This window comes from Flavisolibacter nicotianae (assembly GCF_003628535.1).
Classification (GTDB): domain Bacteria; phylum Bacteroidota; class Bacteroidia; order Chitinophagales; family Chitinophagaceae; genus Flavisolibacter; species Flavisolibacter nicotianae.
Map to the genome: position 1 here is coordinate 31902 of NZ_RBCI01000007.1, position 23123 is coordinate 55024.

General features: G+C 48.4%; 24 protein-coding genes and 1 pseudogene. 17 read left to right on the forward strand and 8 right to left on the reverse strand.

Annotated features, from left to right (window positions below; all coding sequences use genetic code 11):
* Positions 1–158: 158 nt before the first annotated feature.
* Positions 159–476: a hypothetical protein gene (locus D6024_RS17555; RefSeq protein ID WP_121356062.1), complete on the reverse strand. Its 318-nt coding sequence runs from the start codon at positions 474–476 to the stop codon at positions 159–161.
* Between the two features lie 111 nt (positions 477–587).
* On the opposite strand from D6024_RS17555, the gene D6024_RS17565 reads away from it, so the two are divergent.
* The 4 genes from D6024_RS17565 (at position 588) to D6024_RS17585 (ending at position 4992) form a co-directional block, all read left to right on the forward strand.
* Entirely contained in the window at positions 588–2237 is a 1650-nt protein-coding gene (locus tag D6024_RS17565) for a peptide ligase PGM1-related protein (protein ID WP_205573309.1), read from the forward strand.
* Between the two features lie 104 nt (positions 2238–2341).
* Entirely contained in the window at positions 2342–3346 is a 1005-nt protein-coding gene (gene corA, locus D6024_RS17570) for a magnesium/cobalt transporter CorA (RefSeq protein ID WP_121356064.1), read from the forward strand.
* Between the two features lie 209 nt (positions 3347–3555).
* A complete protein-coding gene (locus D6024_RS17580; protein ID WP_121356066.1) occupies positions 3556–4548 on the forward strand; it encodes a hypothetical protein in 993 nt (330 codons plus the stop codon).
* Between the two features lie 135 nt (positions 4549–4683).
* Positions 4684–4992 carry an antibiotic biosynthesis monooxygenase family protein gene (locus tag D6024_RS17585; RefSeq protein ID WP_121356067.1) on the forward strand — a complete coding sequence of 103 codons (309 nt, stop codon included), beginning with the start codon at positions 4684–4686 and terminating at the stop codon, positions 4990–4992.
* Positions 4993–5196: 204 nt separating this feature from the next.
* Here the strand turns inward: D6024_RS17585 and D6024_RS17590 are convergent, their stop codons facing one another.
* Positions 5197–5913, reverse strand: coding sequence for an SDR family oxidoreductase (locus tag D6024_RS17590; RefSeq protein WP_121356068.1), 717 nt, complete (start codon positions 5911–5913; stop codon positions 5197–5199).
* Between the two features lie 815 nt (positions 5914–6728).
* Between D6024_RS17590 and D6024_RS17600 the strand changes: the two genes are divergently transcribed.
* Positions 6729–7160, forward strand: a complete 432-nt coding sequence (locus D6024_RS17600; RefSeq protein ID WP_121356070.1) for a hypothetical protein — start codon at positions 6729–6731, stop codon at positions 7158–7160.
* A gap of 113 nt (positions 7161–7273) precedes the next feature.
* On the opposite strand, the gene D6024_RS17605 is transcribed toward D6024_RS17600, so the two are convergent.
* Complete coding sequence (locus tag D6024_RS17605; protein WP_162944850.1) at positions 7274–9121, reverse strand: T9SS type A sorting domain-containing protein; 1848 nt, start codon at positions 9119–9121, stop codon at positions 7274–7276.
* A 170-nt stretch (positions 9122–9291) separates the two neighbouring features.
* Positions 9292–10110: an aldo/keto reductase gene (locus D6024_RS17610; RefSeq protein ID WP_121356072.1), complete on the reverse strand. Its 819-nt coding sequence runs from the start codon at positions 10108–10110 to the stop codon at positions 9292–9294.
* Between the two features lie 270 nt (positions 10111–10380).
* Between D6024_RS17610 and D6024_RS17615 the strand changes: the two genes are divergently transcribed.
* The 4 genes from D6024_RS17615 (at position 10381) to D6024_RS17630 (ending at position 13464) form a co-directional block, all read left to right on the forward strand.
* A complete protein-coding gene (locus tag D6024_RS17615) occupies positions 10381–11487 on the forward strand; it encodes a zinc-dependent alcohol dehydrogenase family protein (RefSeq protein WP_240410073.1) in 1107 nt (368 codons plus the stop codon).
* Positions 11488–11727: 240 nt separating this feature from the next.
* Positions 11728–12297, forward strand: a complete 570-nt coding sequence (locus D6024_RS17620; protein WP_121356073.1) for a TMEM175 family protein — start codon at positions 11728–11730, stop codon at positions 12295–12297.
* A 119-nt stretch (positions 12298–12416) separates the two neighbouring features.
* Positions 12417–12632: a hypothetical protein gene (locus tag D6024_RS17625; RefSeq protein WP_121356074.1), complete on the forward strand. Its 216-nt coding sequence runs from the start codon at positions 12417–12419 to the stop codon at positions 12630–12632.
* A gap of 247 nt (positions 12633–12879) precedes the next feature.
* On the forward strand, positions 12880–13464 hold the full coding sequence (locus D6024_RS17630; RefSeq protein WP_121356075.1) for a M23 family metallopeptidase: 585 nt from the start codon (positions 12880–12882) through the stop codon (positions 13462–13464).
* Between the two features lie 5 nt (positions 13465–13469).
* Here the strand turns inward: D6024_RS17630 and D6024_RS17635 are convergent, their stop codons facing one another.
* Entirely contained in the window at positions 13470–13967 is a 498-nt protein-coding gene (locus D6024_RS17635) for a deoxycytidylate deaminase (protein WP_121356076.1), read from the reverse strand.
* 312 nt (positions 13968–14279) lie between these two features.
* On the opposite strand from D6024_RS17635, the gene D6024_RS17640 reads away from it, so the two are divergent.
* On the forward strand, positions 14280–14618 hold the full coding sequence (locus D6024_RS17640) for a DUF6799 domain-containing protein (RefSeq protein ID WP_121356077.1): 339 nt from the start codon (positions 14280–14282) through the stop codon (positions 14616–14618).
* Between the two features lie 246 nt (positions 14619–14864).
* Here the strand turns inward: D6024_RS17640 and D6024_RS17645 are convergent, their stop codons facing one another.
* Positions 14865–15077 (reverse strand): hypothetical protein, encoded by a 213-nt coding sequence (locus D6024_RS17645; protein WP_121356078.1) that lies wholly within the window; start codon positions 15075–15077, stop codon positions 14865–14867.
* A gap of 444 nt (positions 15078–15521) precedes the next feature.
* Here D6024_RS17645 and D6024_RS17650 point away from each other — a divergent pair, with 444 nt between their 5' ends.
* The 4 genes from D6024_RS17650 (at position 15522) to D6024_RS17665 (ending at position 18522) form a co-directional block, all read left to right on the forward strand.
* Positions 15522–16103, forward strand: a complete 582-nt coding sequence (locus D6024_RS17650; RefSeq protein WP_121356079.1) for a hypothetical protein — start codon at positions 15522–15524, stop codon at positions 16101–16103.
* A gap of 162 nt (positions 16104–16265) precedes the next feature.
* A complete protein-coding gene (locus tag D6024_RS17655; protein WP_121356080.1) occupies positions 16266–16805 on the forward strand; it encodes a GAF domain-containing protein in 540 nt (179 codons plus the stop codon).
* Positions 16806–17070: 265 nt separating this feature from the next.
* On the forward strand, positions 17071–17346 hold the full coding sequence (locus tag D6024_RS17660) for a hypothetical protein (protein WP_121356081.1): 276 nt from the start codon (positions 17071–17073) through the stop codon (positions 17344–17346).
* 264 nt (positions 17347–17610) lie between these two features.
* On the forward strand, positions 17611–18522 hold the full coding sequence (locus D6024_RS17665; protein WP_121356082.1) for a phytanoyl-CoA dioxygenase family protein: 912 nt from the start codon (positions 17611–17613) through the stop codon (positions 18520–18522).
* Positions 18523–18613: 91 nt separating this feature from the next.
* Here the strand turns inward: D6024_RS17665 and D6024_RS17670 are convergent, their stop codons facing one another.
* Positions 18614–19213 (reverse strand): 5'-methylthioadenosine/S-adenosylhomocysteine nucleosidase family protein, encoded by a 600-nt coding sequence (locus D6024_RS17670; protein WP_121356083.1) that lies wholly within the window; start codon positions 19211–19213, stop codon positions 18614–18616.
* Between the two features lie 243 nt (positions 19214–19456).
* Between D6024_RS17670 and D6024_RS17675 the strand changes: the two are divergent.
* Positions 19457–20074: pseudogene (locus D6024_RS17675) on the forward strand (lysoplasmalogenase).
* Between the two features lie 34 nt (positions 20075–20108).
* Entirely contained in the window at positions 20109–21116 is a 1008-nt protein-coding gene (locus D6024_RS17685) for a mechanosensitive ion channel family protein (RefSeq protein WP_162944853.1), read from the forward strand.
* A gap of 753 nt (positions 21117–21869) precedes the next feature.
* Here the strand turns inward: D6024_RS17685 and D6024_RS26810 are convergent.
* Positions 21870–22280: a hypothetical protein gene (locus tag D6024_RS26810; RefSeq protein WP_162944854.1), complete on the reverse strand. Its 411-nt coding sequence runs from the start codon at positions 22278–22280 to the stop codon at positions 21870–21872.
* A 237-nt stretch (positions 22281–22517) separates the two neighbouring features.
* Here D6024_RS26810 and D6024_RS17700 point away from each other — a divergent pair, with 237 nt between their 5' ends.
* Entirely contained in the window at positions 22518–23006 is a 489-nt protein-coding gene (locus D6024_RS17700; RefSeq protein WP_121356089.1) for a DUF6252 family protein, read from the forward strand.
* Positions 23007–23123 lie beyond the last annotated feature (117 nt).

Sequence of the window (23123 nt, forward strand, 5' to 3'; positions counted from 1 at the left end):
GTCTTTTTGCCATCGCCTGGTCAGGAATTCAAAATACATGACCCGGCATGAAAGAAAGGTTTGAAGGCATTTTCATATGTACTACCAGGTCTTATGCAGGTGAATGACCCGGTAAACGGTGTCGCGGCGAACCAATGTTCCCTCCATCTGTTTTTCTTTTACCAAAAATGCCAGGTGAGGTTGTGTACTTTATCAGTTGCAGTCAGCGTTCGTTTGGTGTTTTCATACCGGTAGTCGTATTCTGCCATGCTTTCTTCACGACCATTCACCATTTTGTTCATCACGATATGATAACTGTTGTCACTGCCATCCTTTGAAATATGGTATACGGCGATTTCATCGTTGCAGGGAGAGGGCCTGATCTGGCAAATGGACCGGCCTTGCCATGACCCTGTTAACGAAGTATCGACAGGCGATTGTCCATTAGAGGATCGGCTGCTGAAAAGGATGAGAAGGGAAAGGAAATGCTTATTCATCGCAGGACATTTTTGGAATCGAAACCGGAACTTTCCGACAGACAAAATTCTTTCAATTGAAAGGACCGAATAAAGATCACGTTTTTCTTCCCGTGATGACTTTGAAAAAACATGAACAAAATCACCCGGCCTTTTTTGGTAACTCCTCCGGTGATCTTTAAATTTAAAGAAACGATCAACTGTACGTCAAACTGCAACATGGAAGTTTTCCCCAAACCGATAGCCAAATGCACCGTTGCCCCACTTTCTGCCGAACCGGAATTGGACGAGGAAAGAGCTCAGTTTAAAAAGCTGCAACAAAATTTTGCATCGCAATTTGAAAGCTCCTTTCCGGATCGCATGGCGCCCAAGACAGTGGTGATTGTTCCCAGCCTCACACTCGACAGCGAAATCCTGCAGAAAATCGACGGCGCCAATTATTATGAAGAACGCATGCTTTGCCTGCTCATGCTGCTCCGCATGCCCCGCACACATGTGGTTTATGTCACCAGCATGCCCATCGATCCGGCCATTGTCGATTATTACCTCCACCTCTTGCCGGGTATTACCGCTTACCACGCGGTACAGCGACTGACACTTTTGAGTTGTTTTGACGCATCGAGTTGTTCGCTTACGGAAAAAATTCTAGCCCGTCCGCGTCTTTTGAAACGGATCAAAGACTGTATACAGGATCGTTTCCAGGCGCACCTGTCCTGCTTCAACGTGACAGAGGCGGAACGCAAACTTTCGGTGGCACTGGAAATCCCTGTCTTTGGCTGCGATCCCGACCTGCAGGATCTTGGGAACAAGAGCAACAGCCGCAAATTGTTTCGCACGTGCGGCATTCCGACACCGACCGGTTATGAAGACCTTTACACAAAAGAAGATATTGCCGATGCGCTGCACCAGCTGAAGATGGATGAACCGGGCCTGCGAAAAGCCGTTGTCAAGATCAATGAAGGTTTTTCCGGCGACGGAAACGCCATTTTTTCGTTTGAAAACGCACCAAACGGCAGCAAACTTTTTACCTGGCTGAACGATCATCTTTTGGAAAATCTGCACGTCATCGCCAAAGACCTGACTCCGGAAAAATTCATGCAGAAATTCGGCGCGGCAGGCGGCGTGGTCGAAGTCTTCATTGAAGGAGACCGGAAACATTCGCCATCCGTACAGTGCAGGATCAATCCCCTGGGCAAGATCGAGATCATTTCAACCCACGATCAAATGCTGGGAGGGGAAAGCGGGCAGGTATATTTGGGCGCCTCGTTCCCTGCACGGCAGGAGTATGCGCCAATGATCGCGGAAATGGGCCGGAAGATCGCGGAAGAATTGCGGTTTTACGGCGTGCTGGGACGATTTGCCGTCGATTTTATTTCCGTACACAACGGGGACGAATGGAAGCACTATGCCATCGAGATCAACTTGCGTAAAGGCGGCACCACGCACCCCTTCCTGATGCTGGAGTTTCTGACAAACGGCATCTATCATGCGGACAAGGGAATGTATTATGCAGCCAACGGCCAGCCTCGATTTTATGTTTGTTCCGATAACCTTCAAAGCGATTTGTACAAGGGCCTTACGCCACATGATATGATTGACATTGCCATGTGCAGCGACCTGCTTTATGATGGCTCAACGCAGGAAGGAGTCATGTTTCACCTGATCAGCGCCTTATCGCAGTACGGAAAACTTGGCGTAGTTTGTATCGGCGCCACACCGGAACATGCAGAACATTATTACCGGAAAATTGTTGATGTTTTGAACCGCGAAGGCCGCCGCTGATCCGGTGATCGACTGGAAGCCGGATCACCTGTCTTTCCCTTTCGAACGCGGCCGACGCTTCCTGTATTTAGAAGTCGTACCTTTTAAATAACAAACGCAGTCAAATGGATGCTGTTACCACAGACAATAAAGGCACAAAAGAGATCATCAATTGCGCTGCTTATTCCCGTGGACGAAGGGTGGCCGATGTGGAGCTGAACCAGGTGCACGAAGTACTGAAAGCGCCAGACCAGTTTGTGTGGATTGCTCTGCACGAACCATCGGAAGAAATTCTTTCGCAGGTGCAAAAGGAGTTTGGCTTGCATGATCTGGCCGTGGAGGATGCCCACCATGCCCACCAGCGACCTAAGATCGAGCAGTATGGCAGTACCGTTTTCGTAGTGATGCGTACGGCGCAGATAAACGCGGAACGGCGGATCGAATTTGGAGAAACGCATTTTTTTGTCGGCGACAATTTTATCGTCACTGTGCGGCACCACTCGTCCGTTTCCTATGCAAATGTGCGGGCCATGTGCGAAAGCTCGCCCCATCTTCTCTGCAAAGGCCAGGGCTTTGCCCTGTATGCCTTGATGGATTTCATTGTTGACCAGTATTTCCCGGTGGTACACGAACTGGAAATGACACTGGAAACGGTCGAAGACCAGATCTTCAAAGGCAAACCAAGCCGCGAAACGACAGAATATATTTACCAGTTGAAACGAGAATTGCTCGAAGTGAAACGCAGCATTTCGCCCATGGTGGATGTATGTAACAGGCTGATGCGGTTCGACATCAAATGTATCTCGACCGACACACAACCGTACTTCCGCGATGTGTATGATCACGTTATTCGCATCAATGAAATGGTGGAAAATACCCGTGAGCTGCTGAACACCGCACTGGAAGCCAACTTCTCGCTGATCTCCATTTCGCAGAACGACGTGTCGAAAAAATTTGCCGGCTGGGCAGCGATCATCGCCGTGCCGACCATGATCGCAGGTTTCTATGGCATGAATTTCAAATTTATGCCGGAGGTGGAGTGGGAGTTTGGCTTTTATGCAATTTTGGTGGTTACACTGGCTGCCTGTCTTTTGCTCTACGTGTTCTTCAAGCGGTCAGGCTGGCTTTGAAAGTAAACGGTGCCATGCCGTCATCGGCTCGTACAAATAGCTAAAGTGCGCCGTGATTTGCATCAGGTTTTCCGGCACGGCAAAACAATTTCCGGCAAAATGCCAATCCTTCTCCTGCCAATTCCGTTTCGGCTCGAACTTGGAATTCTTTTTGCTCCCTTTCCCCGTTAGCCTATCTCCCCAGCACAAAACTGTCAATAGCCATTTTTATGAAGCATTTTCTTCCGGCAGTGATTTTTTTTGTTTCCCTGACATGCCATGCTCAAAAGCATACAAAAGCACCGGCCGCGGCGGACTCTACTTTACTGACAGATGAGGAAATTTTAAGTGCGCTTGACGATATGGCCGACGTGCTGGCAAGTCCGCGAAGTTTTGCGGTGGTCAACCTGGGCGTCAGCAATGGCTACTTCAACTTTGTCAGAGGGGTGGAAGAGAGTGCCACGGTCGCTAAAAAAATCGTGATGTCGCCATCGCTGGCCTACTTCCACAAATCAGGTTTTGGCATTGCTGCCGAAACGGATATTGTCAACGACGGTACGGGCATCGTACCCTTCCAGTTTTTACTCACCGGTTCATACGATTACCTGCGCAGTCGAGCCATCATTGCCGGTGCATCGTACTCCCGGTATTTCGAAAAAGCAGCGCTGCCGTTTTATGTTTCCCCCTTGCAGAATGTGGCTTTTGCTTATTTCACCTACCGGGAATCCCGCCTTCGGCCTTCCCTTGCCCTACATTATGGCTGGGGTAGTCAAAAAGCCGTAACGGTACAAAGTGAAAAGATCAAAAAGCTCCGTATCACCCGCACTATTACAACAATCAACCAGGTTGCTGACTTCAATTTATTGGCTTCATTACGCTATACTTTTTCCTGGCCGCAGGTCTTTTCGGCAAACGATTACCTGCGGGTAACGCCGCAACTGGGTTTTATAAGCGGTACCCAACAGTTTGGCTTTAACCAAACCAGCAACGTGACGGCAACGGGCAAGAACAGTTCAAAATACTCCATCACGGGACCGCAAAACCTGGTGCTGACGAATGTCATGAAGTTTCAGCCGCTTTCGTTGAATGCAACGCTGAAAACCGAATATGCCAGGGGAAAGTTTTTTCTGCAGCCCCAGGCAATTTTTGATTACTACCTTCCCGCGGCCAATGATAACTTCAGCGTTTCGTTCCTCGTGAACACCGGCATGTTGATTTTTTAATTGCACAATGCGAAAAAGCAGGGTCTCGAAAACTCCGGAAATAAAAGCTGGTAGCTGTCAGAATCATTTACCTTTATCCAGCAATTCGCCTTCCCTGGAAACGTTGTCCAGCAACTTCAAAAAAAGGAGGCATATATGATCGTTCGGCTTACATTCTGCAAATTCTCACCGGAAGCTGTCAAAGAAGCAAAAGCACTTTACATGAAGGACATCGTTCCGGCACTTCGCAAACAAAAGGGTCTATTGAACGTACGTTTACTGGAACCAAATGACAAATCGGAAGATTTCATTTCACTGACCGAATGGCAATCACAGGCCGATGCCGAGGCGTACGAAAGATCGGGCCTTTACAAAGAGCTGGTTGGAAAGCTAAAGGATTTTTTCAGCAAAGAGCCTGTTCTGAAAACCTACCAGGCCGAAGAAACCCTTGTTGCCGTGCATTAACAGGTGAGAGTTGATTTTTTGAAAAAAGGGGTGCGAAACAAAATGTTTCGCACCCCTTTTCATGTTAGGTAAGTTTTGTATCCTTTTTTGAAATTTTCTGCTATGTTCACCCCGGTAGCGGCTGACAGGATATTGCGATATTTAAATACCCTGGCATAAAATCATCCACTATCCAGTTATCCCAATATCAATCTGGATCCGGCACTAGCCCTTGGCCGGACGCGATGGCCGGACTTCTACCTTGCTGGGCAGGGTTCGCGGATGCATGTGCAGCAGGTCTTTTACAATTTGACCAATGTCCTCGGGCTGGGTCTTCCACGCATCGGCTTCAGACGGCGTATGGTCGTTAAAATGTGTGGCCACGGAGCCCGGCATGATGGTCGTAACCTTGATCCCGTATTTTCGCAAATCGAGCATAATGGCCTGCGAAAAACCGACGAGGCCAAATTTGCTGGCGTTGTAGGCCGAGGCGGTTTCAAAAAAGTTGGTGCCGGCAAGGCTGGCAATCGTGATGATGTAACCCTGTGCTGACTTTAAAGCGTCGATGCTGCTTTTCACCGTGTTGAAAACACCGGTTAGGTTCGTGTCGATCGTTTGTTTCCAGTCTTCTTCCGTTAGTTGATCGATCGGGGCAAAATGTCCAACACCTGCATTGGCAATCACGACATCCAGTTGCCCGAAATGGGCAAGCACCGCGGCAATTGCTTTCTGTTCGCTTTTTAACTCTCCCACATTCGATTCCAGCGCCAGTACCCGCGAACTGTCGCTACTCAGAGAAGACGCGGCTTCTTGTGCCGCAGCCAGGTGGCGGCTGGTGATCGCGACCCGCATGCCTTCTTCCAGAAGTGATGTGGCAATACCGTAACCAATTCCTTTGCTCCCGCCTGTGATATAGGCAACTTTGTCTTTCAAATTGTTCATGATTGATTCTGTTTTTTCTCATGATTGGCAAAAAGCCGTAGTTTGAATACAAAGAAAAGAAAGGATCGCAGAAGCCAACAGGTGAGCTTGCTGCCAGCGGAAGCAACTTACATTATCCCGTTACAAAGTTGGTGTCGCGAATGGATGCATGATGAAGGATGACAGATGAAAGAAGGGAGGAAAGCGATGCTTTCCCCAGCGGTGATTGTTTCGTCTATCTGTAGTCGGGCGTCAAAAATGGTCTTCAAAAGGCAAATGAAAAAATTAGTTTCATTTATCCTTTCGCAAGTGAACTGGAAAGTTTGCGCTTAAGATGGGCAAGCACTGCTCGGGCAAATTTTGTCTCGTTGGATAATGAAGGGATGATCACTGGAAAACTGTTCCTTGCTTTCTATAACCTGTGCGCTACCAGTATTAAAAAGACATCTTCCGGGGTCTTTTGAAATGAAGAAATTTCCCGGCAGCAGAAAGCCTTCCTTGGTCAGAATTTCGATCCCCCATCTTAAATGAACCGCAAGAATGCAGTATAAAAAAAGCCATCAGAAAAATAAAATACCTGCATGGAAGTCTGCACATTTTTTCCTAAATTGTTATTGCGAACAAGGCCTTAGCGACGTAGAAGTTTTGTCATCGCATTAATCTGGCTCTCCTGCAAAAAATGGTTTTCTTCCGCTTGTTCGTCTTCCTCCAGAACTGACTTCTGTACCGGCTTTGTACAAATAATCTGGAAAAATCTTCAGCCAGGAAAGGTGTTCTTGTCCCGATCCGTAACCGATAGACGCACGATGGATTTTTTCACCATTAAAACACCACATATGAAAAAAGAAAACACCTCCTTTTTCGGAAGCATTTTCGGTGCCAAAGGGTCTGCACCGGCGCAGCAAAAAACCACGCAGGTTGTTCTGACGACTTCTTCCCAACCTCATGTTCTCAAACAAAGAATGCAGGATGAAAACATGACACACGGCGAGACGGTAACCGCCAATATTTCGCCAGTGAGGTTGGAAAAAAGTTTTTGGAATGAAGCCGTTTTGTACTTCTGTCCCATGAAAAAAATTGAAGTACTCCGGATTACTGCTGCCGGCGATGGCGGAAGCCTTCCTTCAGAAGCCACGCTGGATGGATTTTCCATTCCCAAAGATTACGTATCCGGTTACTACCGGCTTCGCAATGTCGAAATTACATCCAATGGCACCATGCAGGTAAAAGCCACCAGTGAAACCACCTGGGAGCGTATCGAACAGTAACCTGCCACCGGGCAGGCAGGGTTCGTTTTGAAAAAGGGCATTTTCGGTCGAAAATGCCCTTTGAATTTGCGTGCAGTTAAAATGTTGCACATGCAATTTTCAAAATGCGCAGGCTACTCTTTTGCAAACTTCACCTGGCGCACCGTAGTTCCTGCGGTTATCCGGAGCAGGTAAATGCCCCGTGGCAGGCCGGCCGTGTTTACATCCACAGTTTGTCCGGTTTGCCGGTAAAGGCCAACAACCTTTCCGTTCATGTCGAGAACCTGCAAAACGGGTTTCGTCATTGACGAGGGAATGGTTACCGTTAGTTTGTCGTGAGCCGGGTTTGGATAAACACGGAATGTATTCGCCGCCACACGGTCGCCGGCAGTTGTGTTTCGCACGGTAAGAGCCGGTGAAAGGCTGCTGCCAATGCTGAACGAGCCGATTTTTGTTGACCATTGCGGTTTGCTGTTATACATGGCAGTGAACCAAAATGTGCTGTTATCGGAAGGGTCAATGACGAGATGGTTATAATCGCCATAACGGCCGTAGCACATACTGCCGCTGCTTCCTTCCTGGAGCGATGTTTCCGCCACTGTCATGGTGTTCAGCGGGTCAGTGCTGCGTCGCCCCGTAAAGCGGATCGAGGGAGCGAGTGAAAGGCTCGAAACATTGTACGCCAGGCCAATTCCGCCTTCGCCATCTATACTGATACTCGGAAGCCAGCGCTCCATATTGTCCGGAGAAAAGGTGCTTTGCTGGTTCACCTGCCAGCTACCGGAGGCGTTTTTCAATTCAAACCACCGGATTCCTGCAACAGGCTTTCCTTTGTTCACCAACACCGGGAAAGCGAGTGCCAGGGATGCCGACGCAGAAAGTTGTCGGTAGACCGGCTGGTTCATTATACGCATGCTCAGGGCATCGAGTCGTTGGTACCGGGGCTGGGCAATGTTTTGAACGCCGGGATCAAAGGCAGCGACGGCAAAGCTGGTTGACGTCAAATGCGAGTTGGCCGGGTTGGTAAAATCGACGCTGTATTCCACGACGCCAATGCTGTCTGTGCCGGATTTTGTCCACGTGTTATCATTCATGTAGGCAAACAGGCCGCCGGTACCGGAAGGCGGGGGCGTTGCACCGGCTAAACCTGCCGGGCACATGGAGAAAAACGCATTCGATGGCGGCAAGCTGAGTGTCTGCACATCAATCGTCTTGTTTCCATTAAGCATGCCCTGTTTATCGAAGGCATACAGGGTTTCACCAACATAGCTGAAACTACCGCCCTGCGGACGGAAGTCATTTGTTTTGGCATAATAGGCATTTGTCCAAACCGAATACTTGGGATAGTCGGTCAGGACCGTATTGGGAAAAACATAGGTGTAATAAGCGCCAAGTGGGTCTCCGGTCGCAGAAATAGCGATGGTAAATCCAAGAGCACTTCCAAACTGGATTTCCGTTAGGATAAACCGGTCTGCAAGTGCATCATACAGGGCGATACAATCGCCATATCCCTGGACACCGGTGATGTCGCTTAGCAATTTTTTCCCCATCAGCACATTACCGCCCTTGTCCCAGATCTGCAGATCGGTGCCGGAACGGTCGTTTACCATCTGAACGATGTGGTTTGGACCGACGGCCATTGTCGGGTCGGCGGGACAGACATTCGAATAACCAAGACCGTCGAAGGCGGCAACTGACTCCGGCGGCCTATTTGCAGCGGTGGATTGCAGGCCTTCATCCCGTTTTTGTTGCAAGAGTGGATAGGGAGATACCGGTTGAAATTCGGCCTGTTCTTTTTTGCCAATAATCCCTTCTTCGTTCCTGACCACTGCGGGACGGAATTTCCGGTCCGGGTGAAACGGGTCCGAAACGCGGACAAGGGTTCCTTTTAATACGGTTGCGCCCTGGGTAAGCAGTCGTTGCTGGCCGGATGCGTGTACAAACCCTAAAAGAAGCAAAAGTGGTAAACAGATTCGTTTCATGATTGACAGCGTTTTGATGGAGAAAAAAATCAAAGAGGCCGTCTTCGCAGAGCAGGGAGTTGTGGTTTAATTCACTGGGAGAATGGGATATAAAAGGTACAAAAATTTCCTCCGCTTTGAATCACCTGAATCAACTTTCCAGTTTGGATAAACTGACGGATTTCTGTTGCTTATAACGAGGTGATATAAGAAGTCATTTTATTTCGAAGTTCTTCGTCAGGCAGTGCTGCTTTGCCTGCCTTAAAATTTTGCAGGGCATGAGCAGCATTGCCCGTTGCAGGAATAACGCAGGTGACGGCCGGGTGGGAGAGAATGAAGGAAAGAAAATAAGCGCTCCAATCCTTGATGCCGCGTTCGATTGCCCAGGAAGGCAGCGGCTTGTCGCCAACTTTACGGAAAAGACTTCCCTCGCCAAATGGCCGGTTAATAAGGGTTGCCACACCTTTTTCACTGCACAGCGGCAGGAGGAATCGCTCGGCATGCCGCGAAAGAATGGAGTAATTGAACTGCACAAAATCAACAGGCTCCTCCCGGATGACATCCGCAAGGGCTTCGTGGCTGCTGTCGAGGTAGTGCGTGATGCCGGTATAACGAAGCCGTCCCGCATCTTTCAATTGGCGCAGGTAGGGCAGGTGCGTTTTCCAGTCGACGAGGTTGTGGATTTCGATAAGATCCATCGAGTCCCGTTTCAGTAGGCGGTAAGACGTTTCTATTTGCGACCGCCCGGCTTCTGCGCCCTGTGTCCAGACCTTGGTGGCATAAAAAAAGCTGTTTTGCCCGGGCATACCGGCAATAACATTTCCCAGGGCTTCTTCTGCCTTGCCATACATCGGTGAGGTATCGATCAAGCGGCCGCCAGCTGACTGCATGGTGCTGAGCACTTCCTGTAAAGCCGGATAGCGGGGTGGCGTGACATCAAATGTTTGCCAGGTGCCAAGGCCGATGGCCGGCAGTGTTTCACCGGTTGATGGGATAATACGGGTAAGCATGTGGTAAAGATACAGTGTCCCGCGGGCGGAGAACAGTTCAAGCTCAATCGATGTTCTGCAGGAATTGCGTTGCCGGCTTGATCGTCTCGGTTCAGAAAGGGTAATAGGTGTCAGCCGGTTCGTTGATGACTGTCAGGACCCCGAGGCTGTCGGCCGGTGTAATTTCAGGGTTTGAAAAACGTGTAACTGGTAATCATCCGTCTCCCTTTTCAAACAAATCGTTACCCGATTGCGACAACGCTACATTTTATCACACATAAAAAACTGGACATGAAAGAAACAATGAAAGCGCTGGTTTATGGAGGCCCGGGCACGATCGAGTTGAAAGAGGTGCCGGTTCCCACGATCAGCAAACCCACCGATGCATTGATCAGGCTGACCCGCACGACGATCTGCGGAACAGACCTTGGTATCCTTAAAGGAAAGGTTCCCGACGTCAGGCCCGGCACCACACTGGGCCACGAAGGGGTAGGCGTGGTGGAAGAAGTCGGGGCCGCTGTCCGCAATTTTAAAAAAGGCGACCGGGTCCTGATCTCCTGCATTACCTCCGACGGAACCTGTGAATATTGCAAAAAAGGCATGTATGCGCACTGCGAAGATGGTGGCTGGATACTGGGTCACCTGATCAACGGTACACAGGCCGAATACGTTTGCATACCGCATGCCGACAACAGTCTTCACCACATCCCCTTCGGTGCCGATGAGGAAGCCCTGGTCATGTTAAGCGATATTTTGCCGACCGGTTACGAGATCGGGGTATTGAACGGGCAGGTAAAGCCCGGCGACACCGTGGCCATCGTTGGGTCTGGGCCGATCGGTCTGTCGGCCTTGCTGACCGCTCAATTCTATTCGCCGGCAAAAATTTACATGATCGACCTCGATAACAACCGGCTGGCCGTGGCGAAAAAATTTGGTGCGACGGATATTATCAATTCAGAAACGGAAGATCCTGTCAAAAAAATAATGGCAGAAACAAAGGACGGTGTGGATGTCGCCATCGAAGCTGTTGGCGTCCCGGCGACATTTGATGTTTGCCAGCAGATCGTCAGACCGGGTGGGCATGTCGCTATCATCGGTGTTCACGGTCACAGTGTCGATCTTCGCCTGCAGGAGTTGTGGATCAGGAACATCACCCTGACGACGGGCCTTGTCAGTACGTTTACCACGCCCATGCTGCTGAAGAACGTCACATCCGGCAAACTGGAGCCGAAGAAACTGATCACCCACCACTTTACGTTGAGCGATATGCTCGAAGCGTACAAGGTTTTTGGGAATGCCGGCCTGGAAAATGCGATCAAAGTCATCATTGTCTGTGAAGGAGCCGAAACGCTGAACGTGGCCGCAGGTGAGAAGAAAGAAGAAATGGTTGCAGGATGATCGTTTAATGTAATTGCACCATGCTACCGGCAAACGGCTGGGATTAACATCTGTTCTGTAAATGGGCTTGAAAAGGCCCATTTTTTTTCCTGAAAATGGCTGGGACCAACTGGGCAGGTGGCGACCGGAAGAACAGAGCACTTTGGTTGAAAACGTTTTTTTGGGAATGCGGAGGCCTGTCAAGTCGCCAGCATATTGGCAGGTTTTACAATTAGCAATAATTTCGTCGGATCCTAACGTATGGGAAAAGAACGTCTGGTTGCATTTAGCGATGGCGTGCTGGCCATCATCATTACCATCATGGTGCTGGAGATGAAGGTGCCGCACGGCGACAAGCTGGCCGACCTGCAGCCACTGCTGCCGGTATTTGCCAGCTACCTTTTAAGTTTTATCTACATCGGGATTTACTGGAACAACCATCACCACATGTTGCATGCTTCACAGAAGGTCAACGGCCGCGTTCTATGGGCCAATATGAACCTGCTGTTCTGGCTGTCACTGGTGCCTTTTGTAACGGGGTGGATGGGAGAAAATTCGTTTACGACGGCGCCGGTCGCATTGTATGGGGCGATCATGCTCATGGCCGGCGTTGCCTATTACATCCTGGCACATGCGATCACTCAACTGCATGGGACAAACTCCGACTTTGCAAGGGCGCTGGGGAATGACCGCAAGGGAAAGTTGTCGGTTGCCATTTATGGTATCGGTATCGGCTTATGTTTTCTGCATCCCCTGATCGGCTTTGCATTATATGTATTGGTGGCCATCATCTGGTTTATTCCCGACAAGCGGTTTGAAAACAGGGAGTAATCCAACGAGGCTAATTCCATCTTGGTTGAAGGCCTTGCCCGGGAGTAAAGCAATACAGCCGGCAGGATAGGAGGCTCTTCTTCCTGAGCCGGAAGAATAGCCTAATTTTAAAAGAAAAAATGGGAAACCATACGCTGAAACTGGAGGCGCCTTGGGCGGAAGTCCGGGAAATGCTGCTGGAAATTAACCCGGAACTGACAAAGGAAGATCTGGATTTGGAGGCTGATGGAGAAGACGCGATGTTAAATAGGCTTGCGCAAAAGCTGAACAAGGACGTGCCAGCAGTAAAAGCCTGGATTGAAAGCGTTTCACACAACCGGGGGCTTGCCTACTGAACCTTTGGTCATTCATTACGAAAGAGATTTGAACGTACAATCGCCGGACTAGCGCTGATTGTATGCTTCTGTCATGTTTCCGGTCTTTGGAGCCACCTGCAGTTTGTACCGGTGGCATCTGCACCAGGCCTTCGTACCCCTTCTACCGTGAAGGGGTGGCAAATCTTCCGCGCTATTAAGAAACTATTAGCAAAAACCGGAAAATAAAACATCCCGGATTCCTTTAATAAGACAAAGCAGTTGCCGGATGAAAAAATTGTCTCTTTGCCTCCTGTTCCTCTCGATTGCTCTCATTTCGTTTTCGTTTGCCACAAACCCGGCGCGGAAGTCGCCGACCAGGGCTCTAAGCCGGTCCCTGGATTTCCCGGTTGCAGGGAAGCGCAGCAATATCAAAGGTTTTTGGGGTGATAGTCGTGATGGTGGCCGGCGGCTGCACAAGGGCATCGACATTTATGCCCGGAAAGGAACACCGGTCGTCGCAGTCTGTGACGGTGTTATTGTCAATAAGGACCACACCCCAATTGGCGGCAATACGCTTTGGCTGAAATCGGCAAGTCATCCGTGGACGGCCTATTATGCTCATCTCGACAGGCAACTGGTGAGAGAAGGGCAGCACGTTCGCAAGGGCCAGGTGATCGGTACGGTTGGCAATACCGGCAATGCACGCCATATGCCTTCGCACCTTCATTTTGGGATTTCGCCAGGCAGTGGTTGGCTGAACCCGATGCCTTATGTCAAATACTCACCCAAGGTTACCGTTGCGAAAATGCCGGCAAAGAAGAAGGCGGTGGCAAAAAACAGCCGTCGTGCAAAACGGCATAGCAGGCGATAGGCAGCCTACACGCTTTTTTCATCAAACGAAAGCACAATTCCATCCCGTTGTACATCCACCTTCCGGTAAACAATGCCTGCCGTATCGAGCAAACGCTTGCTGGCTACCGAAACGTCGGAACCATCGTATTTATCACTCAGGAAAATGACTTCGTTGATACCCGACTGGATAATGGCCTTGCTGCATTCGTTGCATGGGAACAAAGCCGTGTAGATACGGCAGTCCGTCAGGTCCATTCCAATATTGTTTAGGATTGCATTGAGTTCGGCGTGGCAGACATAGGGATATTTGGTCTGAAGAAAATCACCGTTTTTCTCCCATGGAAACGCCTCGTCCTGGCAACCCATCGGAAGCCCGTTGTAGCCGGCACCAACGATCTTGTTTTGACGGCTGACGATACAGGCGCCAACCTGTGTATTGGGGTCTTTGCTTCGCAGGCCACTTAACAGCGCCACCCCCATAAAATATTCGTCCCAGCTAATGTAATCGGTTCGTTTTCCCATTGCAGGTAAGTTGAAAAAAAGATGAAGATATTTCAAAAGGCGTTTGCCGCGATTCACGGTGAACTAAAAATCTGCGCGGAAAGCAGGCTACTCATGTAACGACGCAGGAAAAATTAGTTGGCGATTTCCCCTTCCAATTTTTAATTTTAGGATACGGACCCTTTGTTAACGACCGTCACGGAAACTAAAGGCTGCAAACCGCCCACAAAATCAATACACGATCATTACCCTTGTGAAGCGTTCAGTTCCTTTCATCTGAAAAACCCTGACCAACCAGCATGTCTCTTATTCACTAACCATAAACAAACAATCATGAAAAAGCTGATTCTCCTTTGCCTGTTCAGCCTGGGATTTTTGACGATGCAAGCCCAGGACAAAAACAAACACAAAGACAAGATGTCCAAAGACTGTGTCATGATGGAAGACGGGAAGATGATGAGCATGATGGGTGGTAAGACCATGATGATGGACAAAGACATGACGATGAAAAACGGCACCATTGTCATGACAGATGGCACGGTGAAAATGAAAGATGGCAAAACCATGATGCTAAAAAATGGTGACTGCGTGATGATGGATGGCACTGTGAAGCACATGGGCATGAAAAAAGGAATGAAAACCAAAAACAAAATGAAAGATAAAACCAGCTGATCATTTGTTTTGGTTTGTTCAACCGGCGATCGTACTGGCCAAACGGTGGGGTTGCCGGTTTTTTGCCCATAAAAATTCATGCGAAAAGTTTGAATCAAGGGCGTTAACCGGATGGGGAGATGTTTCACCAGGTCTAAAATTGAAGTGATCTGAGTCTCGAAAAAGACAATGGCCTACAATTTTCATGCAGGCCGTACGATTAGTTGACGACTGTGAATAACCTTTGAATTACTGTAAAAGCAGAACCTACATTTTTCTTTCTTTTTCGTTGTCTGCCTCATTTTTTGTTTGATCTGTTTCAAAGCTTTCGCCTGTTTTGTGCATCAAAGAGGAAACAGGGCCATCCATGTGTTCCTGTGGGTCTGTTGTATGAAGCGTTTCGGGGTCAGGATTCAATCCCTTGCTGTCCTCCCTGTTATCTAATCTATTTCTATTGATATTGTTTCTATCATTTGCCATAATCAAAAAGTTTAAAATACTTCATCAAATTACCGGCCACATTTCGAATGAATAACGATGCATACCCCGTTATGCGTTTCGAAAAATGAGTGTTCGTTTTATACAAAACTTTCTGCGGACTGCGAAATTGTTGGTCAATATGGCAGTAGGCTGCAACAAATACGAGTACTTTTTGAGTCGACGGCCAAGTCTATACACGACTGCTAACTGCCTTGCGGTGGGTGTCCGAACCATTCGGTTTCAATCAGTAGGAGCAGTTATACTGGTTGATGAAAAAGATCATGGACCAAACCGTTGAATATGAAAAAAAATTAGTCTTTAAACAACCTGCGACCACTTTTCGACAGTTCATCTAACACATTCACTAATTCTTCCTTTTTTGCTTTTCAGCCGACAGAAGAAGCCTGAAATTTGACTTATCCATCTATAAAATAGGATGAAGTCATGCGCCATCTTCTCATTTTTACAGTGGCTACGCTGCTGCTGACGGCCTGCCACAAACAACCGGAACGGCCATCTCCGGTTAACCAGCACCCGCAAATGCATTACCTCGACTTAGGCAATGCAGAAGTCAAATATCTGCAGGGCAAAGGATTCGACATCAATGGCGATGGAAAAACTGATTTTTGGTTCCATGTGCAACTGGTTGGTGACCCGTTGTTGCAACGCGATCGTTTGCAATTCATTGCCAGTTCTACCATCCACAGCAATTTGCTGAATGACCCGGACGACCACTCGCCGGTGCTGAACAGGATGGACCCAATTTCTCCAATTATGGTCGGTTACGACTGGTGGGAGATTTCCGCTATTGTCCTCACAGAAAAAATCATGATGATTGCAGGAAGTTACTGGGAGGGAGCCTGGAAGAATGCAGTTCATAAATATCTTCCCATACAACTCGAGACGCAAGGTAAAAATTACCAAGGGTGGGTCGAGCTTACGTTTGATATGGATAAAGAAAAACTAATTCTCCATCGTGCAGCCCTTTGTACCGAAGCAGAAAAAGAGGTGAAAGCAGGATACTGATCCGCTTCCTGCCTGCAAGCCGATCACGATTGTGATTTTATATGCCAAAAAATAACCGGTAACTAACAGTGAGGCGAAACAGTTTTTACCCGAATTTCCATGCCCGAATCCGCAAAAAATGCGGATATTTAGTGCATTCGAATCAACCGGTTACATGTGCAAATGAACGATCTACAACAGGAAGAAATGGCCTCACACTTTCGTCAACTGGATGAAATTGTAGAAAAAGCGGAGAGTCATGCTTTACAGATGCATAAAGATGGCGAAAAACAAAGCGAGATGCTTGCCTGCCTTATAAATGCCGGTGAAGAAATTGCTGGTGACGGCGCTGTCTGTTCGATCCTCCTGCTCGACAATCGAGGTTTGCTGCGAAACGGTAGCTCGCCCAAACTTCCCACGGATTACCTAACGGCTATCGACGGGTTAAAACCAAATCCTTTTCTCGGCACCTGCGCGTCGGCAGCAGCGACCGGTATGCTTGTGATTACAAAGGATTTTAAATCGGACGATAAATGGGCCGAATTACGACACTTACCACTGTCCCTGGGTTTTGCCGGTGCCTGGAGCATGCCCATCAAAACAAGTGAAGGTAAGGTATTGGGTACCTTTGGCACTTACTTCAAAGAACAGCGGGAACCTACAAATGCAGAAATGGCGGCAGTGAAACACCTGGCAGATTTCGCAGCACAACTGCTCGTTTAATTCCTTTTTGCACTTCTTTTCCATTTTTTACGGATCCTCTTAAACATGGCACCAACATTCAGCCAAAACTTAAAGACGGTTATGGATAGACGCTTTAATCAAAGCCATATCGTCTGCCTCTATTCTTTGAAACCGGCGCTAAATAAACTTGCCAATTTTTCAGCCCTCAACGAGAACTGAAACGTCGACTTGCAATTATTGTCGTAACTTTTCCCAACCGGCAACGGGCCTACGGGATTTTCGTCAACGCATAAAAAAAGATACCATGGACAATACTGAAAAGCTGGCCATTATGAACAAGATTCTGCGTGAGTTGGAAGATATCCAAAACAGCAGTACGGCTTTGTTGAAGAAAGTGGCGCAGGCAGAAACGGAAAATATGAACCTGGCCAATAAACTGCTCGAAGACAAATTGCCTGATCTTCACGAAAAGATCGATGCAATGGTAACAGAAAGCACGTCTCTGATCAGCGAGTTTACATCTGTACGGGATAAGTTTTATTCCGACAACAACCTGGGCGAGGTGCCCGAAGGTGCCTGATCGTTTGGTTCCCACTGGAACCTACTCATTCGCCGGTGAGGTGGTCCATCGGCAATGCAAAAACAGGCCACCGGTTTATGGGAATACGTTTTCCCATTCAACTTATTTCACCAAAACACACGTCGCGATAAAAACATGCGCCGGTGGCTGCGATTTTTTTTTCAATAATTCAACGAGCGACAGGACAAATACAGTGCTTTTCCCACGACGAAACAGGTTTCCGGAACCTGCCATTGCCTGTGAACAAATCTTTACATTTCCCCAATGGCGCAAGACACCCAAGCGATTTTAGAAGAGTTATGGCGAAACTCCCTGCAGCAAAAAACGGTTGAAAGCAGCAAGTGGAGCGAGCTGTTACAGATCATAAACAAGCAGGGAAAGGGCTTGGAAGAAACGCTTCGTTTTCTTTACGGCGAAAGGCCGTCTCTGGAGGCGTTTTTGGCGTGGATGGTTGCTGAAAATTCTGTGGTGCAAACAGATACGCACGAAGTAAATGCACTGGATGAAAACGAACTTGCCTTTTTTCACGAACATGGCTACGTCGTTTTACGTGATGCCGTGCCTCCTGAACAATGCCGCGATGCAATTGCGGCCATTCTTTACCACCTGGGTGCTCGCCTGGACGCCCCTTCCAGTTGGTACAATGAACAGGAAGACCTGCGTGGCCTGATGGTAACATTTTACCATCACACTGCACTGCAGGCGAACCGGAAAGCGGCCCGCATCCGGAAGGCTTTTGACCAGTTGTACGGGCAGGCGCCGATTCATCTTGTGGTCGACAAGGTTAGTTTCAACCCGCCGGAAACGGCGACATTTCGTTTTAAGGGAAGTCCATTGCATTGGGATGTCAGTCTATCACTTCCCATTCCATTCAAGCTCCAGGGATTGCTTTATCTGAATGATGTGGATGAAAAAATGGGTGCGTTTCATTGCGTACCGGGATTTCATCACCAGGTCGAATCATGGTTACGGAAATTGCCGCCAGGTGTCAATCCCCGTGACGAAGCGGTAAAAACCTTGCAGCCTGTTCCGGTGACGGGAAATGCCGGAGACCTGGTGATCTGGCACCAGGCCCTCCCACATTGTGCGACAGCCAATCACGGGACGGTCCCCCGCTTTGTTCAATACATAACCTACGATCCGGACAACTATGTAGCGCAGCCGGTCTGGATTTGAGCCATTGTTTACTTAATGGCTTTTCGCGCAAATTCAAAAAGCAACCGGTTATCCAGCTTTGCTGGACGTCAGCCGCAACATTTGTCTTCGATCAGGGGCGGGGAAACAAAATATTCTTGAACGCCACTGCGGCATGGTGGACCTGCACCAGCCAGTCTTCTGCAGCTGCGCCGTCGGCACCGTCTGAAATATATTTGAGGCAGAGAAAGGGAATTTGTTCTTTCTGGGCAACGTAGGCAAAGGAATAAGCTTCCATATCGACAACGGTATAGTCGGTGGAGAGGTGGTTCATTTCGAAATTGTCGCCTGTGCCGCAAATACCCGGCGGCAAGCCCTCGATTGTGATGCCGTATTCCAAAACCGGTTCCATTCCCGAAAACGGCGTTTCGTAGGCTTGAAAGCCAAGTCCCCTTGCATCCATGTCCCGCTGGATAAACTGTGTACAACAAACAACCTCACCGCGTTTAAACCGGTTACTTCCCGCCGATCCCAGGTTGATAAGGAGTTTGGGCCTGTGCTGCTGAACGGCTTTTGTCAGTTCATAGGCCGCTGCCACCTTTCCCGAACCGGTTACTACCTTGTTGACATCTTCGAACTCGCCGGCGGCTTCAATGCCAAGCGCAAACACAAACAGGGCGTCCCGGTGGAGATCCAAATGATGAAGAGACGAATCGGAAAAATGTAATGGCATGCTGCAAACCTAAACAACCCCGTTTGTACGGCAAAGCCTTTCTGACCTTTTGAATTTAGCGACAAAAGACAGGGTCGGTCTGCCGAAAATGACTGCAAAAAATTCCACAGCAATGACAATTGCCGGAGGATCACCAATTTTTTATTTTGGTGCGGTAATCATCCTGTAATGAAAGCAGCCAAAACATGTTTCGGGGTTTATTTCCTTTTTGTCCTCCTTGACCAGTTTTTCATTTGGACTCAAATGGAAGAATTGCGATGGCTCGCAAAGCCGTTACTCATGCCGTTGCTATTGCTGGCGATATTTTCCTATAATAAACCTCCAACAGTCCGGCCGGTTGTTTTCATTCTTGCAGCGCTGTTTTTTTCGTGGTGCGGTGATATGCTGTTGCAGGCGAAAGGATTTTTCATTCCCGGCCTTTCGGCCTTCCTGCTTGCACATGTTTCCTATGTCTTTTATTTTTTACAGGTTGGCAAGGAGAAGAAAGGCTTGCTACATGTGCAACCATTGGTGGCGATACCAGTGCTTTTGTATATTTTGTTGTTGCTGGCTTTTCTCATTCCACATCTGGGCGAATTGACAGCGCCGGTCATTTTTTATAGCCTGGCCATCGGTACCATGTTGCTGCTGGCCGTCAATACCCGCCGGCAAATTTCACCCGCTGTCTCTGCTTACTTCATGGCATGAGCCTTTCTTTTTGTGCTTTCAGATTCCGTCCTGGCCATCAATCTTTTCGTGCTGAAGCTCTGGCAACTCGGTTCAATGGTAATGGCGACCTACGCCGCGGCGCAATACCTCATTGTAAGAGGGGCCTTGCGGTACGAAGAAACCCGGGCTTTGTCCCGCGAAAGTCGACCATAGGTGGGTGCGGCACATTTATCGCTGTGGTTTTTTCATGGATGTCAAAACGAACAGGGAAATCAACAAGGAATACAGGGAAGTTAAGGCAGAGGGCCCGCACAAAGCCTGGATCATCACCTACATCATTTTCGGTTTGGTTTGTATCGCCACCTATTTTCTTCTTCGTTTTCATGTATTTGATCTCTTCGGAACCTATCGTACAATTTTGCAGCGACTGGCGTTGGCCGGCTCTGCAATCGCCATTGTGCTGATTGTTGCGCGGAGCATCGAAGCCGTCGTTGCAAAAAGAGCCCACACAAAAAAAGCGGAATACAATATCATCCGTCTTGTTCGCCTGCTAAGCATCCTGCTGGCCGCGTTTATCGTGGTTACGTTTCTTTTTTCGAAATGGTACACCGCGGCCGTTTCCCTAGGACTTGTTTCGCTGATCCTCGGCTTTGCCCTGCAAACACCTATTTCATCGCTTATTGGCTGGTTCTATATCATTATCCGGACTCCTTACCGGATTGGTGATCGCATACAGGTTGGTCAATTCACCGGCGACGTGGTGGAAATCGGTTATCTCGACACCACCCTTTGGGAATTCCACGGCGATTATCTTTCCAACGATGTGCCCAGCGGCCGGCTGATTCGCTTTCCCAACACGCTTGTACTGCAATCGGAAGTATACAATTATTCCTGGCGAAAATTTCCTTTCATCTGGAACGAGATCCCGTTTCACATCGCCTACGAAAGCGATTTTGCCTACGTAGAACAGACCATTAAAGAAGTGGCCAAACGGGAACTGGGCGACAATATGAAAGAAGCCATCAGTAAATTCAAAGAACTGGTGGAGCAAACACCGGTGGATGAACTGGAGATTAAGGAATATCCTTTCGTCGCATTCCGTACCAACGCCAATACCTGGATTGAAGTGGTCGTGACCTATTTGGTGCCTCCCAAGAAAGCAATGAGCCTTCGCAACCGCCTGGTCAAAGCGATCGTACACGAACTGTTGAAGGAGCCGGGAAAGGTAATGTTCCCCAACAGCAATGCACGGTGAAAAAATAGTTTTTGTACAATAAAGAAACCTGGCAATTCAGAACCATGAAAGAGTTTTAACATCACGAAAACGTGTAGACTGCGTTTGGCAGCGCAACCGCCAGTACCTTTGCACCCCTGTTTGAAAAATTCAGTATCCGGACAAGTGTTCAAACAGGTGATACAATCTTTCTCAGATGGTCCGCACGACTGCATTTGACGAACCTGAACTTTTTTACATGAACAACTCGTTACAAACAACGCAGAACGACTTAAGTACTACAGACATTAAAACAGAAAACGGAAAAAACCTGGAGCAGGCAACACAAGAACAGGGTACAGCGACATACCGGTTCGGATTGATGGACCTTTGGAGCATTCGCAGAAACAGCCGCAAGTTTCGTATCCACAACAGAATTCCCCGGCTCTAGCACGAAGCAACTCTACCTTCCTCATTTTATTGAACACCGGCTACGGAGAGTTAAAATTTTCCTTTGCCTTCGATTTTACTCGCCGCACGTCTGCAGTTTCCTTTGATTGGTTTTGTAGTCGATGAAGATGGTCTGCTCGTGTCCAGGCACAAGCACAAATCCTATACAATTAATTGTGCAAGGCGATCAGCAAGTAAGCAGAATGGCAATTACGGGCCAGGTGTTCTTCGTGCGAAATCACGGTAATCGGTCTTTATGCACGGATACTGGTTTTAAAAAAAGCCTTCGTCATAAACGAAGGCCGATACTGTCCGTGCATAAAAATGGAAGTGCAGGCGGGAAAACTAATTCGCGACGTCAAACTTGATCACGATCGTTTTGTACGTCGTTGTCGCTTGTGCGGAGCCATAACTACCCGAGCAGCCACCGCCCGACGTGGCCGAGGTGATGGACTGTTGTAGGGTCACTTCATCCGCCCCGGTGTATCCTTTTGCCGCAACATACTGGTAAACCGTGCTGCCGTCGAGTGACCGCAGGATTTCACTGCGTTCGTAATGCGAGGCTTGCCGGGAAATGGTGGCAACGCTTTCAGTGGCCATCGTCATCGTGTAAGTTTGACCGGCTGGTACAGTGGCGGTAACCGTTTGGGGTGAATCGACGAATTGTCTTTTTTCATCGTGACCTTCTTTGCGGCAGGATAACGTGGTAAGAGCAAGAAGAGTAAAGCCCGCGAGACATGTAAAAATTGTTTTCATGTCAATTGGTTTTCTTAAAGCTACTTTGATTCCCCAAACCGATCAAATAAATATTTGATAAGTCTCGATCGGTAAACGCAGCCAACGCACAGAACGGACGCAGCAATCACAGCCTTTCCGGAATTGAATGAAGGTGTCATACGTAGTACTACGGATTTCCGGAAATCGCTGGTTGTCCGTAGAATAGAATGAGGCTCGATTTCCATTTTTGCAGCTCATTCAAAACCAATAAAAATCATGAGAGCAAAAATTGTAAGCATCGTAGCAACCGCCTTGGTCGTCATTTTTTCATCCTGCAAAAAAGAAACGACAACCAATCCTGATCCCGCAAAGAATACATCGGTCACAGCGAAAGTTGATGGTGTCCGTTTTCAGTCGAACGATGCCCTGGCCACACAGCCGATCGATAGCCATATTTTTACATTGATTGCAACCGATGACAAAGGCAACAGCATAGCAATTTCGGGTAACAACACGGCCGGAACGCATTCTTCTGCAAACGATGCCGATACCGATGGAATTTACACAACGAGTGATGGAGGCGTTTACCTGACAGCAAATACCGGCGGCAGTGCTACTTTTACGATCACAAAATATGACCTGACTACAAAAAAGATGAGCGGGACTTTCTCGTTTACCGCGCCAGCAACCGGCGGGTCCAATGCAACCGGGACGAAGACAGTCACCGAGGGAAGTTTTACCGATGTACGGATCATTGTTAATTAACGGTCTTTCATTTTGAACCTCTCGCCCTTGCACAGGCAAGGGTTTTTGCTGTTTTATCGACTTTTGTTATGCTCAATGTGATTTTATGACTTAGCGATAAAATTAGCAGAGGTTTGT

Excerpts from the sequence above, each read along its gene's own strand:
- D6024_RS17590 (WP_121356068.1), bottom strand. The coding sequence starts at position 5,913 with ATGAACAATTTGAAAGACAAAGTTGCCTATATCACAGGCGGGAGCAAA.
- D6024_RS17555 (WP_121356062.1), bottom strand. The coding sequence starts at position 476 with ATGAATAAGCATTTCCTTTCCCTTCTCATCCTTTTCAGCAGCCGATCC.
- D6024_RS17650 (WP_121356079.1), top strand. The coding sequence starts at position 15,522 with ATGCGCCATCTTCTCATTTTTACAGTGGCTACGCTGCTGCTGACGGCC.
- D6024_RS17700 (WP_121356089.1), top strand. The coding sequence starts at position 22,518 with ATGAGAGCAAAAATTGTAAGCATCGTAGCAACCGCCTTGGTCGTCATT.
- D6024_RS17620 (WP_121356073.1), top strand. The coding sequence starts at position 11,728 with ATGGGAAAAGAACGTCTGGTTGCATTTAGCGATGGCGTGCTGGCCATC.
- D6024_RS17645 (WP_121356078.1), bottom strand. The coding sequence starts at position 15,077 with ATGGCAAATGATAGAAACAATATCAATAGAAATAGATTAGATAACAGG.
- D6024_RS17635 (WP_121356076.1), bottom strand. The coding sequence starts at position 13,967 with ATGGGAAAACGAACCGATTACATTAGCTGGGACGAATATTTTATGGGG.
- D6024_RS17610 (WP_121356072.1), bottom strand. The coding sequence starts at position 10,110 with ATGCTTACCCGTATTATCCCATCAACCGGTGAAACACTGCCGGCCATC.
- D6024_RS17565 (WP_205573309.1), top strand. The coding sequence starts at position 588 with ATGAACAAAATCACCCGGCCTTTTTTGGTAACTCCTCCGGTGATCTTT.
- D6024_RS17655 (WP_121356080.1), top strand. The coding sequence starts at position 16,266 with ATGAACGATCTACAACAGGAAGAAATGGCCTCACACTTTCGTCAACTG.
- D6024_RS17670 (WP_121356083.1), bottom strand. The coding sequence starts at position 19,213 with ATGCCATTACATTTTTCCGATTCGTCTCTTCATCATTTGGATCTCCAC.
- D6024_RS17640 (WP_121356077.1), top strand. The coding sequence starts at position 14,280 with ATGAAAAAGCTGATTCTCCTTTGCCTGTTCAGCCTGGGATTTTTGACG.
- D6024_RS17665 (WP_121356082.1), top strand. The coding sequence starts at position 17,611 with ATGGCGCAAGACACCCAAGCGATTTTAGAAGAGTTATGGCGAAACTCC.
- D6024_RS17630 (WP_121356075.1), top strand. The coding sequence starts at position 12,880 with ATGAAAAAATTGTCTCTTTGCCTCCTGTTCCTCTCGATTGCTCTCATT.
- corA (WP_121356064.1), top strand. The coding sequence starts at position 2,342 with ATGGATGCTGTTACCACAGACAATAAAGGCACAAAAGAGATCATCAAT.
- D6024_RS26810 (WP_162944854.1), bottom strand. The coding sequence starts at position 22,280 with ATGAAAACAATTTTTACATGTCTCGCGGGCTTTACTCTTCTTGCTCTT.
- D6024_RS17585 (WP_121356067.1), top strand. The coding sequence starts at position 4,684 with ATGATCGTTCGGCTTACATTCTGCAAATTCTCACCGGAAGCTGTCAAA.
- D6024_RS17615 (WP_240410073.1), top strand. The coding sequence starts at position 10,381 with ATGAAAGAAACAATGAAAGCGCTGGTTTATGGAGGCCCGGGCACGATC.
- D6024_RS17605 (WP_162944850.1), bottom strand. The coding sequence starts at position 9,121 with ATGAAACGAATCTGTTTACCACTTTTGCTTCTTTTAGGGTTTGTACAC.
- D6024_RS17600 (WP_121356070.1), top strand. The coding sequence starts at position 6,729 with ATGAAAAAAGAAAACACCTCCTTTTTCGGAAGCATTTTCGGTGCCAAA.
- D6024_RS17625 (WP_121356074.1), top strand. The coding sequence starts at position 12,417 with ATGGGAAACCATACGCTGAAACTGGAGGCGCCTTGGGCGGAAGTCCGG.
- D6024_RS17580 (WP_121356066.1), top strand. The coding sequence starts at position 3,556 with ATGAAGCATTTTCTTCCGGCAGTGATTTTTTTTGTTTCCCTGACATGC.
- D6024_RS17685 (WP_162944853.1), top strand. The coding sequence starts at position 20,109 with ATGGATGTCAAAACGAACAGGGAAATCAACAAGGAATACAGGGAAGTT.
- D6024_RS17660 (WP_121356081.1), top strand. The coding sequence starts at position 17,071 with ATGGACAATACTGAAAAGCTGGCCATTATGAACAAGATTCTGCGTGAG.